Below are 15,012 nucleotides of genomic sequence, written 5' to 3'. Positions count from 1 at the left end.
TCCGATCCGATCCGACGGGAGTCACCGATGTCCGTCACCGTCAGCCCGATCAGCGCCGAGGTCGGCGTCCAGATCACCGGACTCGCCGGCCACCAGCTGGCGGACCCGACGGTCGCCGCCGACACCCGCAAGTACCTCGACGAACATGGCGTCGTCATCTACCGCGAGGCACACATCGGCGACGCCGACCTCGTCGCGCTGTCCCGGATGCTCGGCGAGGTCGTCGTCGCCCCGATGGGCGGCCAGCAGGACTTCCCCGAGGTCTCCGCGATCTCCCTCGACCCGGCGCAGAGCACCCTGGCCGCCTACCGGACCGGCACCTTCTACTGGCACATCGACGGCGCCAACGACCCGGTACCCCAGAAGGCGACCCTGCTGACCGCACTGGAGGTCGCCACCGAGGGCGGCGACACCGAGTTCGCCAGCCTCTACGCCGCCTACGACGGGCTCCCCGACGACGACAAGGCCCGGTTCGCCGAGCTACGGGTGGTGCACAGCTTCGCGGCCACACAGCGGCTGATCAACCCGGACGCCTCCGACAGGATCCGCGCCAGCTGGGACAAGGTGCCCTCCCGAGAGCATCCACTGGTCTGGACGCGGCGCAACGGCCGCAAGTCGCTGCTCGTCGGCACGACCGCCGACCACGTCGTCGGCCTGGCCTCGGACGAGAGCCGCGCCCTGCTCGACCGGCTGCTCGACTGGGCGACCCAGCCCCGGTTCTCGCTGCGCCACCAGTGGTCACGCGGCGACCTCGTCATCTGGGACAACACCGGAATCCTGCACCGCGCCCAGCCCTACACCGCCGCCTCCCGCCGCCTGATGCACCGCACCACCCTCGTCGGCGAGGAAACCGTCGCCTGAAACGGCCCGGCCGCGCCTCGACCGGGGCCGGCCGACCCGCGCCGTCGCATCGCGAGGCGCCCAGCAGCCGCCGCCACGGGGCGCCGCTCGACCTTGGCCACGTACTGGTGTGCGTCCGACCCAACATCTCATCGAGCTGCCCCGGAAATCCCCTGCCGGCAGCGGCTTGACCTTGACCCTGCGTCAGGGTCCCAGCATGGCGGCATGACCACTACCACCCCCGCGATCGAGGTCTCCGGACTCACCAAGTCCTACGGCGACCACGCCGTGCTGGACGGCGTCGACCTGACCGTCCCGAGGGGCACCGTCTACGCGCTCCTCGGGCCCAACGGCGCCGGCAAGACGACCATCGTCAACATCCTCTCCACMTTGCTGGCCCCCGATGACGGCGAGATCCGCGTCGCCGGCTTCGACGTGCGACGCGAGCCCGCCGGGGTGCGCGCCGCGATCGGTGTCACCGGGCAGTTCTCGGCGATCGACGCGCTGCTCACGGGCCGCGAGAACCTGCGGCTGATGGCCGACCTGGCGCACCTGGACCGGGCGACCGCGACCACCGCCGTGACCGTGCTGCTGAAGCGCTTCGACCTCGTCGACGCGGCCGACCGGCGGGCGCAGACCTACTCCGGCGGCATGAAGCGGCGCCTCGACCTGGCGATGACGCTCATCGCCCGGCCCCGGCTGATCTTCCTCGACGAGCCGACCGCCGGCCTCGACCCGCGCAGCCGTCGTGAACTGTGGGCGATCGTGCGCGAGCAGGTCGCCGACGGCGTGACGGTGCTGCTGACGACGCAGTACCTCGAGGAGGCCGACCAGCTGGCCGACCGGATCGGGGTCCTCGACCGGGGCCGCCTGGTCGCCGAGGGCACGGCCGCCCAGCTGAAGCGGCGGGTGCCCGGCGGGCATGTGTCGGTGCAGTTCACCGACGCCGCGGGGCTGGCCGCGGCGGCGGCGGCACACCCGGAGGCCACCATCGATGCCGAGGCACTCACCCTGCAGGTGCCGAACGACGGCAGCATCGCCGGGCTGCGCCGCGTGCTCGACGGCCTGGACGACGACGGCGTCGCCGGCCTGACGGTCGGGTCCGCAGACCTCGACGACGTGTTCCTCGCGCTCACCGGCCGCGCGGCCAAGGCATCCGCATCCGAGGAGATCCCCGCATGAGCACCACCTACACCGTCCGTGACTCGGCGACGATGCTGCGGCGCAACCTGCTGCACATCCGCCGCTATCCCTCGTTGTCGATCATGCTGATCGCGCAGCCGATCCTGTTCCTGCTGCTGTTCGTGTACGTGTTCGGCGGGACCCTGGGCGCCGGCCTGCCGGGCCAGGAGGGCGGCGGGGACCGCGGCGACTACCTCGTCTTCATCACGCCAGGCATCCTGTTCATGACCGTCGCCAGCGTCGCGCTCGGCACCGCGATCTCGACCGCGTCCGACATGACCACCGGGATCATCGCCCGGTTCCGCACCATGAACATCGCCCGGGTGTCGGTGCTCACCGGCCACGTGCTGGGCGCCGTCATCAGGACCGGAATCGCCGTGGTGATCGTGTCGGCGTTCGCGTTTCTCCTCGGGTTCCGCTCCGACGCCGGCCCGCTCGGCTGGCTCGGTGCGATCGGGCTGCTGATCCTCATCTCGTTCTCGCTCACCTGGCTGACCGTCGGCATGGGCCTGGCGGCGGACAGCGTCGAGACGGCCAGCAACACCCCGCTGTTCCTGATGATCCTGCCGTTCATCAGCAGCAGCTTCGTGCCGACCGACGCGATGCCGGCCGGGTTGCGGCAGTTCGCGGAGCACCAGCCGTTCACCCCGATGATCGACACTCTCCGCGCACTCGTCACGGGCGCGCACACGAACTCCGACCTGTGGTTCGCGATCGGCTGGTGCGTCCTGATCTCGCTGCTCGGCTACCTCTGGTCACGCCGGCTGTTCCTGCGCGTACCCGCGAAATAATGATCCCGGGGACGACGGCCGCCGGGCGTGCGAAGAAGATCATTTTCGCACGCCCTTTTGCCTCTAGGAGACTGGCGCGGTGCTCACGATCAGCCAGCTGGCGTCGTACGCCGGCGTCACCGTGCGCGCGGTGCGGCACTATCACGCCAAGGGCCTCCTGCCGGAGCCGGAGCGCGACCGCTCCGGCTACCGGCGCTACGACGCCCGCGCCGTCGTCGAGCTCATCAAGATCCGTACGCTCGCCGAGGCCGGCGTGCCGCTCGCGCGCGTCCGCGAGCTCCTGACCGCGGGCGAGGCGGAGTTCAACGCCGCGGTCGCCGACATCGACCGGCGCCTGCGCGCGGAGATCAGGGAGCGGCAACGACACCGCGAGCGGATCGCGCAGCTGGCAGCCGGGGACAGCCTGGCCCTGCCGCCGGAGGCCGTGGCGTACCTCGACCGGCTGCGCAAGCTAGGACTGCCGGAGCGGATGATCGAGGGYGAGCGGGATGGCTGGATCCTGGTGGCCGCCCAGCTCCCGCAGCACATGTCGCTCTACATGAAGCTGAAGCAGCAGGAGCTCGACAATCCGGCGACGGTCGAACTCTACTGGGATCTCGTCGCGATGATCGACTGGGGGGTGGACGACCCGCGGTTGGCCGCTGTGGCCGACCGGCTCGTCGCCTCTCTCGAGGACGCCGGTATCGAGGAATGGGCGGACCACGACCAGGAGATCACCGACGAGCTCGCGGACCTCCTCGACTCTTTCTTCCTCGACTCCGTGCCGATCGCCCGTCGGCTCATGGAACTGCTCGAGGAACGCGGCTGGCGGGGCTGGACCAAGTTCGAGCGGATCCATCCGACCTGATCGAGCGTCCGGGTCAGGTAAGAGACGCCAGCAGGCGTTGGAATGCGGCCGGATCGCCTTTGACGGTGTACCTGTCCGGTTCGGTGTAGGTGGGGCGGCCGGCGATCGGGCGGTGCAGGATCCTGATGTAGTCGAGCTCGTCGCAGACCACGGTCGCGTCCACGGGCAGGTCGTCGGCCGATCCCGTCGTGAGTCGTTGGTCCCTGACGGTGGCGAGCAGGGTGCCGTCGGGGAAACGAAACTCGACCCGAAGCCCGTCCGGCAGAGATGCGCTCGGCGTGAACATATGCCGGAGGCCGAGGGCGAAGTTGGCGACGGTGGAGACGTCGGGTTTGAAGTCGAGGTAACGCACGCGTTTGGCCGGGTTGCGGGCCGCCGTCTTCTCGGCGTGGCTGCCGGACTGCACGTAGACCGGTTCGGGGTGCTGACGCAGCGGGAGCAGCACGTCGTCGCGGTGGCGTGCCTTGTCGGCCAGATAGGGGCCGATGACGTCCTCGCCGGCCGGGCACACCGCCATGCAGTAAGCCGACTTGTAGTTCGGCTCGAACGCCAGGGACTGCAGCATCGACAGGGTCTCGTCCTCGCGGAACTTCGCGCGGTAGGCGCTGGCGTCCCCGGCGGCCACGGCGTCGACCCAGTCGGTCGCGCTGATCGGGAACTCGCGGTAGTTGTGTCCGAGGCAGGCGAAGAAGTCGAAGTCCCCGACGTTGCTGATCGCCCCGACCGGGCAGGCCGCGACGCACAGGTTGCAGCCCAGGCACGGGTTGTAGTCCAGCGGCTGGCCGTAGGCGTCGATCTCCGCGTCGATCAGGATGGTGTCGAGCAGTACGAAGTTTCCGAACTTCGGATGGATGATGTTGCGGTTGATGCCCATGTGGCCCATCCCCGCCTCGACGGCCACGATCTTGTGCGCGATGGCCCAGCTGGCCTGGCCGGGTGGGACCTGCACGTCCATCGGGAATCCCATGTTGGTGGGGATCGCGCGGACGCCGGCCTCGGCCAGTTCCTCGCAGATGCGCGCGGCGGCGCTTTCGAGCTTGTCGCCGGTGCGATGCCAGGCTTTGTTGGCCGTGGCGCGCGAGGTCGATCGGATCGCGTCCCGGTTGGAGATCCCGACGAGGCAGATCAGCGACCGGACGGTGGGCATGAGCCGGCGGGCGTTGTCGTTCTCCCCGCCCAGGCCGGCCCGGCCGACGTCCACGAATCCGACATCGGCGGCACCGGCCCGCAGGCACAGCTCGCGCAGCCAGCCGGCCTCGACGCGGTCGGGACGAGGCGGTGAGGACAGCGATGCCTCGTACACACGGCGGGCGGCCTCAGCCTCGTCGGTGCCCCGGAAGATCCGTCGGGTCTCGTTCACCATGCCGCGAATAGTATCGTAGATATAGTATCTCCACGAGAGGGTAGGCTCGACGGGTGCCGACCACGCCGCGCTCCGCGTACGCGCACTTCTGCATGCTCGCCAAGACTCTCGAGCGGCTGGGAGATCGCTGGGCCCTGCTCGTCGTACGCGACCTGCTGACCGGCCCGAAACGCTTCACCGACCTGATGGACCGGCTTGGCGGCATCACACCGCGGACGCTGACGCAGCGGCTGCGTGATCTCGAATCGGAGCGACTCGTCTGCGTGGACCGGGAGCCCGGCCGGCGCGAGGTCTGGTACAGCCTCACCCCGGCCGGCCACGACCTCGCGCCTTCGCTGGACGAACTCGCCCTGTGGGGCCTGCGCCATCTCGCGGCCCCGCCCGCGCCGGGCGAACCGACCCATCCCGAGCACCTGCTCAACTCCGTGCGCCTCGTCCTGGACCGCGAGCAGCTCGACGTCGGCCCGGCCACCTGGGTGGTCCGGACCCTCGACCACGACGACACGTACACGATCAGCGGGCGCGGTGGCCGGTGGATGCTGGAGGCCCGAGCGGATCCGCATCCGGACGTCGAGCTGCTCGGCACCAGGCGCGACCTGGCCAACTACTTCGCCACGCTCCCGTCGACGCGCGCCGCGGGTCACCCAGGCGTGCGCGTCGAGGGCCGCGAGCAGGAGATCAGCAGATTCCTCGGCGCGATCGCCGTCTTCCCGCCCCTCCCGCGCGCGGCGRCATCGCCAGCCTAAGCGCGGCTGATCTCCCCCAGCTGATCGATCCACGCCGTTCGGCGCAGGTAATGTCCGGCCGACAGGGACGTTCCCGATGACCGGGTGAGGGGGGTGCCGCCATGGGCGAGGAGCCGGAGGTTCTCGTCGTCGCGGATGCCGCGGCCTGGCGGGCGTGGCTCGACGGGCACGAGGACACCTTCGACGGCGTCTGGCTGCTCCTGGCGAAGAAGGGCACGGTCTCGCCGACCTCGCTGAGCTACGACCAGGCGCTCGACGAGGCGTTGTGCAGTGGGTGGATCGACGGGCAGCGCAGGGCCTTCGACGCCGCGACGTTCCGGCAGCGGTTCAGCCCGCGCCGCCGGGCGTCGCTCTGGTCGCGGCGGAACATCGACCTGGTGGCCGGGCTGATCGCCGAGGGGCGGATGCGCCCGCGCGGCCAGGCCGAGATCGACCGCGCGAAGGCGGACGGGCGCTGGGCGCGCGCCTACGCCGGTTCCGCGACGGCGCAGGTTCCGGAGGACCTCGCCGCGGCGCTGGCGGCATCCTCGGCCGCCGCGGCGCTCTTCGCGCGGCTGAACAGCCAGAACCGATACTCGGTCATCCACCGCATCATGACGGCGCCGAGCCCGTCGAGCCGGGCGAACCGGCTCGCGAAACTCGTCGGGATGCTCGAACGCGGCGAGACCCCGCACCCGCAGTGATCAGGCCAGCCGGCCCGGCCGGGAGCCTGCCGGCGCCGCCTGGACGGTCGTGCCGCCGGGCCCGAAGGACGGACTCGGAGAACGGGCCCGGCGGCATGACGGTGGTCCGCCTGGTTCAGCTGGCCTGTCGTTCGGCGTAGCGCCGCGCCCACTCCTTGCGGGAGCGGATGGTGGTATCGACGTCGGTCGACGTCGCCCGCAGTGCGCCCACGGTCCCCCGCTCCTTCGGCACCACGGCGAACGGATCCCAGCCGAAGAACCGGCAGGCGTTCCGCCAGGTGATCTTGTCGATCTCCTCGTCCGTCGCACCAACGTCCGCCAGCTCGGCGAGGACGAACTCCGGAGCGTTGGGCCAGATCGAGTCGGCGTGCGGGTAGTCGCACTCCCAGGCGATGATGTCGATCCCGATCTCGCGGCGCAGCCGGAGCGAGGTGGGGTCGGTCACGTAGCAGGCCAGCGAGTGCTCGCGGAAGATCTCGCTCGGCAGCCTTCCGCCGAAGTCCCGGCGCAGCCAGCGCTGGTTCGTGTAATGGCGGTCGCAGCGGTCCAGGTAGAACGGGATCCAGCCGATGCCGCCCTCGGAGAAGGCGAACTTCAGGTCCGGATAGGAGCGCATCGCCGGACCCCACAGCAGGTCCTGCGCCACGAGCGCCGAGATCTGGCAGGCCAGGATGATCAGGTTGTCGATCGGCGCGTCCGGCGCGCCCTTGATGGCACCGAAGCCCGTGCCGATGTGCAGGCACATCACCATGCCGGTGTCGGACAGGGCCTCGAAGACCGGCCCCCAGTAGTCGATGTCGTGGTAGCTCGGCAGCCCTTCCAGGTGGGGCTGCTCGGGCATGGTGACGGCGCGGCAGCCCTTGGCGGCGACCCGGCGGATCTCGTCGACCATCAGCCCCGGGTCCCAGGTCGGCAGCAGCGCCAACGGGATGAACCGGCCGGGGTAGGTGCCCGCCCACTCGTCGATGTGCCAGTCGTTGTATGCCTGGATCATCACCACCGTCTGGGGGTCCCGGAAATGGTTGAGGTGGCCGGCGCTGAACCCGGCGAACGTCGGGAAGCACATCGACGCGAGGATGCCGTTGCGATCCATGTCCCGCACCCGGTCATGGATGTCGTAGACCCCGGGGCGCATCTCGGCGAATCCCGCCGGGTCGCGCCCCCACTCCTGCGCCGGCCAGGAGACGACCGCGTTGAGGCCGCTGACCCCGGTGACCCGGCCCTGGTAGATCCACCGGTCCACGCCCTTGTCGTCGGTCTCCACATGGGGCGCCAGGCCGGCCCACTTCGCCGGCACATGGTTCTTGAACATGTCCGGCGGCTCGACCACATGGTCGTCGATGCTCACCAAGATCATATCGTCGATGTTCATGCTCCTCCTCCTGCCGGGCCTGCTGGGCCTGCTGGGCCAGCCGGGCGGCGTAAGCGCTCCTGCCGGTGCGTGTGTCTAGGGCGCGGGCCAGGCGGACCGCCGGCGAGCCTCGGGCCGCAGCGCCGGGTACTGGACGAAGTGGTCGACGCCGGGGAGATCCGTGCCGGGGGGCACGACCTTGTCGATGGCGTCGAGGGTGTCCTGGTCGAGGCGGACGTCCGCGGCGGCCAACGCGTCCTCGAGATGCGGCAGGGTACGCGGCCCGATGATCGTCGAGGTGACCGCGGGATGGCTGTCGACGAATGCCAGCGCGAGCGCGGTCAGGGACAGTCCCGCCTGGTCGGCGATCGTGCGCAGGGCGTCCACCGCGTCGAACCGGGTCCGCGAGAGGCGGTCCTCGGCGGAGCTGACGCTGCCCAGCATGAAGGGGCTGTTGGCGTCGAACCGGGATCCGGCCGGTGGCTGTTCGCCGCGCCGGTACTTGCCCGTGAGCCAGCCGCCGGCGAGCGGACTCCACGGAAGCATCGCCATCCGGTGCCGCTGGCAGGCGGGCAGAACCGCCTGTTCCACCGACCTTGCGAAGATCGAGTACTGGGACTGCTCACAGACGAACCGGTTGCCACCGCGCCGGGCGGCGGCCCACTGAGCCTCGACGATCCAGTCCGCCGGAAAGGACGACGACCCCAGGTAGAGCACCTTGCCGTGGCGCACCAGGTCGGTCAGCGCGCCGAGGGTCTCCTCCAGGTCGGTCTCCCAGTCGGGCTTGTGCACCTGGTAGAGGTCGATGCGGTCGGTGCCAAGGCGGCGCAGGCTGTCCTCGACGGCCCGCATGATCCATCGCCGGGAACCGCCGCGGCGACCGCGGTCGTCCCCCATCGGGTAGAAGCACTTGGTCGCGATCACCACCTCGTCGCGGCGTGACCGCACCGCCCGCCCGACGATCTCCTCGCTCTCGCCATGGGAGTAGACGTCGGCGGTGTCGATGAAGTTGACCCCGCCGTCCAGCGCACGATTGATGATGCGGTCGCAGTCGTCATGGTCGGAGTTACCGAGCCCACCGAACATCATCGCGCCCAGGCACTGCCCGCTCACCTCGACGCCGGTTGTTCCGAGCCGACGATAGTTCACGGTGGATCCTTCCCTTGTCTGCGCGGTCTCTTCCGGGGTCGCCCGACGTCGATTTCCCGCCGGGTTCGCGGGTCACATCTTCCGGAAATCCCAGCTCGTGATTTTCTCCGGAGTCAACCGCAGCCAGGCGTGCCGGCCGTCGTAGTGCATCTCGTCGCGGCCGGTGTACTTCCTGGCGAAGAGGCGTTCCGGGACCTCGAGCCCCGGGTCCGGCGCACTGGTGCGCGGAACGTCGCCCATGGGCTCGAACTTTCCACGAATCTCCACGCCGCGCAGCTCGTTGAAGCCGTGCCCGGTGTCCACCAGGACCGCGGCCTGCGGGTCGCGCGCGATATCCGTCCAACGCTGGCTCTTGACGATCGAGTTGAGCCACAACGCGGTTCCGTCCCAGACGAACCACAGTGGTGTCAGATGCGGCCCCTCCGCGCCTGATGTCGCCACGCGACAGGTCCGTTCCTCGGTCAGGAAGGCGTCGACCTCGGCCGGGCTCATGGCTATCTTGCGCCCTCGGCGCTGTTCTTTCATCCGACCTTCTCCCTTATTTCGTGATCTCAGCCGCGCCAAAGGCGGCGACACCTTCCCGCGATCATCCAATGAATACGAGGCAGCATCCGGCAATGCGCCATGGTGTCCGCCTGGCGGCTGGCCAGGAAAACCCGGTCGCGTCCGGACGGCGACGCCGGCGGCCAACTCCCGCCCGCCCCGCGGTCGATAGCAGGAATCGCGGAGGAGGACAGCCAGCCGTCCTCCGTCCGGCAATCGTGGCCGCACACTCCATACCGAAGTGGCCGTCATTTCCTTCCGGCGCTCCCTTGCGGCCACCGAAGTATGCGACCAGCGGTCGCATAGTGTCAAGATGGTGTTAGATGGTCCGGTGAAGCACCGATCACCCACCGAGACCGGATGCTCCGAACCCCCCGAGGACAAGGTCGCGCCGCCCGAACCCGGCTCGGCCCGCTGGTGGGCGGATCGCGCCGCCGCGGAAGCCAGGCGCAGGCCGCGCGCCGGCGGACTGACCACCACCCGCATCGTCGAGGCCGCCCTGGAGATCCTGCGGGAGGACGGGCTCGAGGCGCTGACCGTACGCGCCGTAGCCGATCGGTTCCACACCGGCAATGCCTCGCTCTACCGGCACATCGCCAGCCGCGACGAGCTGATCGCACTGATCAGCGATCACGTGATGGGCGACGTCCGACTCGACCGCACCGGCCAGGGCTGGCGCACCGATACCGAGGCTCTGATGCGCGAGATACGGCGCGTCATCCTCGACCAGCCACTGCCGCCATCCGCCCGGCGGAGCACCTGGGCATACGGACCGAACACGCTGCGCGTCATCGACGCCGCGCTGGGCCTGTTCCTCGAAGCCGGGCTGACCGACGAACAGGCCGCCTGCACGACCATCACGATGATCAAATTCATCGCCGGCTCCGCCGACATCCAACGCAGCGCCGCCGGCCGCGGTCCGAGCGGAGCGACCGGTGCCGAAGGATTCGGCCGACTGCTCGACGGGCTGCCCGCCGACCAGTTCACCGCCCTGCGCACAGCCGGGCGCGCCTACATCGCGGCGTCCGCCGACGACGTCTTCGACCACGGCATGGCCGTCTTCCTCGACGGCGTGACCCACCAGCTTCCCGTCGGCGGATGAGTCACACGAACCCGACTGGAGACGCGCTCTCGCGAGCCGCCCCGTCCCGCCCCGTCCCGCCGCGCGGCTACGCTGTCGCGGCGCGAGGCGGAACGCGACCTTGACGATATGCGACCAAGGATCGCATAATTCGGCACCATCAGCGAGTGCCGATCGCATAGGGACGGGCGGATGCGGCCACGACCAGCGACCGACGCCGCTTGACGAGGAGGACGAGATACGTGGGCAAGTTGGACGGCAAGGTCGCCTTCATTACCGGCGCCGGGCGGGGGCAGGGGCGTAGTCACGCCATCAAGCTCGCCAGCGAGGGTGCGGACATCATCGCGGTCGACATCTGTGAGGACATCCCGAGCGTCAACTACGAGATGGCGAGCGCGGAGGATCTGGCGCAGACCGTCAAGGAGGTCGAGGCGCTCGGCCGCGGCATCGTCGCGGTCAAGGCAGATGTGCGGATCAAGGCGGAGCTGAAGGCCGCGCTCGACCAGGGCCTCGCCCGCTTCGGCAAGGTCGACATCGTCTGCGCCAACGCCGGCATCCTGCCGATGAATGACCACACCCTGATCGAGGGCTTCATCGACGGCATGGACGTCGACTTCGTCGGCGCCCACAACACGGTCGCCGTCGTCGCTCCGCACCTGCAGGCCGGCGCCTCGATCATCATCACCGGTTCGTGCGCGGGCCTGATGAAGAACACCACCGAGGCGATGGGCAAGACCGGCGGCGTCGGGTACTCGTTCGCGAAGCGGATCGGGTTCCAGTATGTCGAGACGCTCGCGCTGCAGCTGGCCCCGCACAACATCCGGCTGAACGCGGTCCACCCGACCAACGTCAACACCCGCCTGCTGATGAACGACGACATCTACCGCGCGTTCCGCCCGGACCTCGTCGCCGAGGGCAAGACGCCCACCCGCGAGGACGCGGAGGCAGCCTTCCCGGGGATGCAGCCGATGCCGATCCCGTACATCGAGACGGGCGACGTCTCGGCCCTGGTCACCTTCCTGGCCAGCGAGGACTCCCGCTACATCACCGGCCTCAACATCCGCATCGACGCGGGCTCGATGCTCAAGGGCGAACGCGCCATCTAGGGCCGCCCCGCGGCCGAGGACGGCCGCTCCGCCGAGCGCGCCGCCTGGCGGAAGGCGCGACGGCCTTCCCCCAGGCGGGCGCGGACGCTCAGTCGAGGCAGAACTCGTTGCCCTCGGGGTCGGCCATCACGATGTGCCCGGCCCCGAGCGGCGGAGCGGGTTCGTGGCGCCCGAGCCGGGTCGCGCCATGGTCGACGAGCCGCGCGGATTCCGCCTCCAGAGCCGCCATCCGCGCGTCGCCGGCAAGCCCGGGAGCGGCCCGCACATCGAGATGGACCCTGTTCTTGACCTGCTTGCCCTCCGGCACCCGCTGGAAGAACAGCCGCGGTCGGGCGCCGTCGGGGTCGACCAGAGCCGAGGCGTCGTTACGGCGTTCGGGTGGCACGCCCATCGCGGTCAGCGCCTGGTCCCACGAGTCGAAACCCGCGGGCGGGTCCTGCAGGCGGTAGCCGAGCGCCTCGGCCCAGAACGCGGCCAGCTTGGCCGGGTCGGCGCAGTCGAAGGTGATCTGGACGTCGCGGGCCATCTCAGCTCGCCTCCTGTCGAATTCGCTGATGGGTCTGCTCACCGGCCCGCTGGCCGGTTCCGTGCCGGGCCTGCGGGTGAGTATGCAGGTAGAGATCGCGCAGCAGGCACACCTCGGCCAGGTGATGGATCAGCTCACGGTGGATGTGCAGCACCAGCGCCGCCAGCGGAAACTCGGCATACGGCCCCTCCGCCGCGCCACACGCCCGGGCGAGGCCGGCCTCCCCGAGGGACTCGACCCCGGCCATCCACGTGGCGTACTCCGCGTCGAGCTGGGCCAGCGCCTCGGTCGCGGTCGCGGCGTACTCGAACGACCGGTAGTCGGTCGGCGCGCGGCCGAAGTGGGCGGCGTTGCGCACCGCGAGCACGCCGACGACCACGTGCCCGAGCCGCCAGGCGATCGTCGCGAACGGCGGCGGCTCCGAGGGAGCCAGCACCGCGAAGTCGATGGTCATCACGCCGGCCCCGGCCGCCACCGGCGCGGTGCCGGTGCCACGCGGGCGCACGCTCCAGCAGCCGGGCGCCGGTTCCCAGAAGTACTCGTCGTCGGTGAGCCCGTCGAGGCGATCGCGCAGCTGGTGGGTCCAGTGCCAGGCGAGCTGGTCGCGCAGCATCGAGTTCCAGGTCTGGTCGGTCATGGTTCCACCCTCCCCTCAATAGCGGACAGTTTCGTTCCGCGATCGCGGGGACAATGCGTGCATGACCGTCGAGGCGACGACCGAGCGGGTGCTGCGCCTGCTGACGCTCCTGCAGCACCGCCCGTCCTGGACCGCCGCCGCGCTCGCCACCGAGCTGGGCGTCACCGACCGGTCGGTGCGCCGCGACATCGAACGCCTGCGCGCGCTCGGCTATCCCGTCCGCGCCACGGCGGGCGTCGGCGGCGGCTACCAGCTCGGAGCGGGCACCCGGCTGCCGCCTTTGCTCCTCGACGACGAGGAAGCGATCGCGACGGCGGTGTCTCTGCGGCTGGCGGCGGGCGGCACGGTCGCCGGAGCGGGCGAGGCGGCGCTGCGGGCGCTCACGAAGCTCGACCAGGTGATGCCGCCTCGGCTGCGCGCCGAGATGCACGCGGTGCACGGCGCCACCGAGACCCTCGTCGGCCCCGGTGTCGAGATCTCGGCGGAGCTGCTGGTGACGCTCGCGCGGTCCTGCCGCGACGCGGTGCGGGTCCGGTTCCGGTACGCCGGCCGTGACAGCGCCCAGCGCGAGCGCACCGTCGAGCCGGTGCGGATGGTCGCCACCGGCCGCCGCTGGTACCTGATGGCCTGGGACGTCGAGCGCGCCGACTGGCGCACCTTCCGGCTGGACCGGATGAGCGACGCGGTGGCGACGACCTGGCGCTTCCGGCCGAGGGAGCATCCGGACCCGGTCGCCTACGTGCAGCGGTCGGTGACGGCGGCTCCGTACCGCCATCTCGCCCGGGTCCGTGTGCACGCCCGGCCGGACCAGGTGCGTGAGCTGGTGCCACCCCAGGTGGGACGCGTCGAGGACGACGACCGCGACGGGTGGTGCGTGCTCGTCCTCGGCGGGGAGGACCTGGACTGGCTGGCCGTGCACGTGGCCCGCCTCGGCTTCGACGCCGAGGTGCTGGAGCCGCCGGAGCTGCGCGCCGCCGCCGCCCGGCTCGCCCGCCGCGCCGCGGCGCTGGCCGGCACCGGCTGACAGACCAGCTGACAGGCCAACCGGCCCGCTACGGCCTGGCGTGCCAGGACTGGATGCGGTGGTGGTGGTCCGGGGCGAATCCGTGATGGACGCCCCACAGCACGGCCTGGGAGCGGCTGGCCACACCGATCTTGCGGTAGAGCGCGCGGATGTAGGACTTCACCGTGTTCGGGCTCAGGCAGGTGATCTCGGCGACCTCGGCATTGTTGCGGCCCTGGGTGATCAGTGCGAGGACCTCAGCCTCCCGTTCGGTGAGGCCCTCGTTCCGGCCCGGCCAGTCCTGGCCCGCGGTGGCGCGGGAGCGAGGCGCCGGGCTCACGACGACCTTCCCCGCGTGCACGGCCTCGAGCGCGGAGACGAGCTCACGGCCGGTGAGCGTCTTCGACAGGTACCCCCGCGCGCCCCGAGCCAGGGCGTCCTCGATCAGGTTCTGGTGGAAGATCCAGGTGTAGATGACGACCCGGCCGGTGTGCTTGTTCGCGACGACGTACCCGAGGTCGTCTCCGCCTGCCTCCGCCTGGGCGAAGGAGTCATAAAGCACGATGTCGACGTCCTGACCGACTGGACTGTTCGTATCGATCTCGACGACGCAGACACGATCCTCATAAGGCGCCAGGATGCGGGCCACCCCGGCGAGCACCACGTCGTAGTCATCGACCAGCGCCACGGTGATCGGCCCGGACACTCCGCCTGTCATAGGTAAGGGCGTATCACCTGGCATGGGCGGGAGTTACCACCCCTAGGGGGGTATCACGCCCCCTTTGTCCGGGGTTAAGTGTGATCTATGGTCGGCGACATCCCGCCTCATGGCGACCTACTGGTCTCCGAGGTGCCCGGACTGACCGCCATGTACACCCCGGCGGACCGCGTCATCGTCCCTGGTGTCGAACCGGGCGAAGCGATCGGGATACACCTGAGCGCGCTCGTGAGTCCCGGTCACACCCGACACATCCGGGATGTACCGGCGGCATCGTCCACCAACCTGCGCGAAGCCAGCTCGACCGGACCCGCGTCGGCCGGCCTCACGCCCCTCCTCGAGCTGCCCGTGCAGGCGGCAGCCGAGCCCGGCCAGACCGACTGGCCCGTCCTCCTGGTCGAGGATGACGACGGTGACGCCTTCCTCGTCGAGGAGCTCCTCGACGA

16 protein-coding genes and 1 pseudogene are annotated in these 15,012 nt (G+C 70.3%); 10 read left to right on the top strand and 7 right to left on the bottom strand.

The window, feature by feature from the left end:
* The first annotated feature begins 27 nt into the window (after positions 1-27).
* The 4 genes from BCD49_RS38215 to BCD49_RS38200 all read left to right on the top strand — a co-directional run bounded on the left by BCD49_RS38215 (position 28) and on the right by BCD49_RS38200 (position 3,660).
* Positions 28-861, top strand: coding sequence for a TauD/TfdA dioxygenase family protein (locus BCD49_RS38215; protein ID WP_007511208.1), 834 nt, complete (start codon positions 28-30; stop codon positions 859-861).
* Between the two features lie 204 nt (positions 862-1,065).
* Positions 1,066-2,022: an ABC transporter ATP-binding protein gene (locus BCD49_RS38210; RefSeq protein ID WP_007511207.1), complete on the top strand. Its 957-nt coding sequence runs from the start codon at positions 1,066-1,068 to the stop codon at positions 2,020-2,022.
* Positions 2,019-2,813 (top strand): ABC transporter permease, encoded by a 795-nt coding sequence (locus tag BCD49_RS38205; RefSeq protein WP_007511206.1) that lies wholly within the window; start codon positions 2,019-2,021, stop codon positions 2,811-2,813. Before BCD49_RS38210 ends, BCD49_RS38205 begins: the two co-directional genes overlap by 4 nt.
* A gap of 79 nt (positions 2,814-2,892) precedes the next feature.
* The gene (locus BCD49_RS38200) at positions 2,893-3,660 is read left to right on the top strand and encodes a MerR family transcriptional regulator (RefSeq protein WP_007511205.1); all 768 of its coding nucleotides are present in this window, start codon (positions 2,893-2,895) and stop codon (positions 3,658-3,660) included.
* Between the two features lie 13 nt (positions 3,661-3,673).
* Here the strand turns inward: BCD49_RS38200 and BCD49_RS38195 are convergent, their stop codons facing one another.
* Positions 3,674-5,023, bottom strand: coding sequence for a 4Fe-4S binding protein (locus BCD49_RS38195; protein ID WP_007511204.1), 1,350 nt, complete (start codon positions 5,021-5,023; stop codon positions 3,674-3,676).
* Positions 5,024-5,076: 53 nt separating this feature from the next.
* On the opposite strand from BCD49_RS38195, the gene BCD49_RS38190 reads away from it, so the two are divergent.
* Positions 5,077-5,769, top strand: coding sequence for a winged helix-turn-helix transcriptional regulator (locus BCD49_RS38190; protein ID WP_071042483.1), 693 nt, complete (start codon positions 5,077-5,079; stop codon positions 5,767-5,769).
* Between the two features lie 101 nt (positions 5,770-5,870).
* Complete coding sequence (locus BCD49_RS38185; protein WP_007511201.1) at positions 5,871-6,452, top strand: YdeI/OmpD-associated family protein; 582 nt, start codon at positions 5,871-5,873, stop codon at positions 6,450-6,452.
* Positions 6,453-6,567: 115 nt separating this feature from the next.
* Here the strand turns inward: BCD49_RS38185 and BCD49_RS38180 are convergent, their stop codons facing one another.
* The 3 genes from BCD49_RS38180 to BCD49_RS38170 all read right to left on the bottom strand — a co-directional run bounded on the left by BCD49_RS38180 (position 6,568) and on the right by BCD49_RS38170 (position 9,477).
* On the bottom strand, positions 6,568-7,824 hold the full coding sequence (locus BCD49_RS38180; protein WP_007511200.1) for an amidohydrolase family protein: 1,257 nt from the start codon (positions 7,822-7,824) through the stop codon (positions 6,568-6,570).
* Positions 7,825-7,899: 75 nt separating this feature from the next.
* Complete coding sequence (locus BCD49_RS38175) at positions 7,900-8,952, bottom strand: aldo/keto reductase (RefSeq protein WP_007511199.1); 1,053 nt, start codon at positions 8,950-8,952, stop codon at positions 7,900-7,902.
* A 72-nt stretch (positions 8,953-9,024) separates the two neighbouring features.
* The gene (locus tag BCD49_RS38170; protein WP_007511198.1) at positions 9,025-9,477 is read right to left on the bottom strand and encodes a pyridoxamine 5'-phosphate oxidase family protein; all 453 of its coding nucleotides are present in this window, start codon (positions 9,475-9,477) and stop codon (positions 9,025-9,027) included.
* 331 nt (positions 9,478-9,808) lie between these two features.
* Here BCD49_RS38170 and BCD49_RS38165 point away from each other — a divergent pair, with 331 nt between their 5' ends.
* Positions 9,809-10,597 carry a TetR/AcrR family transcriptional regulator gene (locus BCD49_RS38165; protein ID WP_007511197.1) on the top strand — a complete coding sequence of 263 codons (789 nt, stop codon included), beginning with the start codon at positions 9,809-9,811 and terminating at the stop codon, positions 10,595-10,597.
* A 221-nt stretch (positions 10,598-10,818) separates the two neighbouring features.
* Complete coding sequence (locus tag BCD49_RS38160; protein WP_007511196.1) at positions 10,819-11,682, top strand: mycofactocin-coupled SDR family oxidoreductase; 864 nt, start codon at positions 10,819-10,821, stop codon at positions 11,680-11,682.
* An 88-nt stretch (positions 11,683-11,770) separates the two neighbouring features.
* On the opposite strand, the gene BCD49_RS38155 is transcribed toward BCD49_RS38160, so the two are convergent.
* Together BCD49_RS38155 and BCD49_RS38150 are read right to left on the bottom strand one after the other, a co-directional pair.
* Positions 11,771-12,208 (bottom strand): VOC family protein, encoded by a 438-nt coding sequence (locus BCD49_RS38155; protein ID WP_007511195.1) that lies wholly within the window; start codon positions 12,206-12,208, stop codon positions 11,771-11,773.
* A gap of 1 nt (position 12,209) precedes the next feature.
* Complete coding sequence (locus tag BCD49_RS38150) at positions 12,210-12,845, bottom strand: DinB family protein (protein WP_007511194.1); 636 nt, start codon at positions 12,843-12,845, stop codon at positions 12,210-12,212.
* 61 nt (positions 12,846-12,906) lie between these two features.
* Here BCD49_RS38150 and BCD49_RS38145 point away from each other — a divergent pair, with 61 nt between their 5' ends.
* Positions 12,907-13,869 (top strand): helix-turn-helix transcriptional regulator, encoded by a 963-nt coding sequence (locus BCD49_RS38145; RefSeq protein WP_007511193.1) that lies wholly within the window; start codon positions 12,907-12,909, stop codon positions 13,867-13,869.
* Positions 13,870-13,897: 28 nt separating this feature from the next.
* On the opposite strand, the gene BCD49_RS38140 is transcribed toward BCD49_RS38145, so the two are convergent.
* Positions 13,898-14,566, bottom strand: a complete 669-nt coding sequence (locus BCD49_RS38140; protein WP_007511192.1) for a LuxR C-terminal-related transcriptional regulator — start codon at positions 14,564-14,566, stop codon at positions 13,898-13,900.
* 87 nt (positions 14,567-14,653) lie between these two features.
* On the opposite strand from BCD49_RS38140, the pseudogene BCD49_RS38135 reads away from it, so the two are divergent.
* Positions 14,654-15,012: pseudogene (locus BCD49_RS38135) on the top strand (serine/threonine protein phosphatase); the annotation flags it as partial.

Origin of the sequence: Pseudofrankia sp. EUN1h, assembly GCF_001854645.1 — a bacterium.
Taxonomy (GTDB): domain Bacteria; phylum Actinomycetota; class Actinomycetes; order Frankiales; family Frankiaceae; genus Pseudofrankia; species Pseudofrankia saprophytica.
The sequence above is the reverse complement of the archived record's forward strand: the minus strand, read 5'-3'. Positions and strand labels throughout refer to the sequence as shown.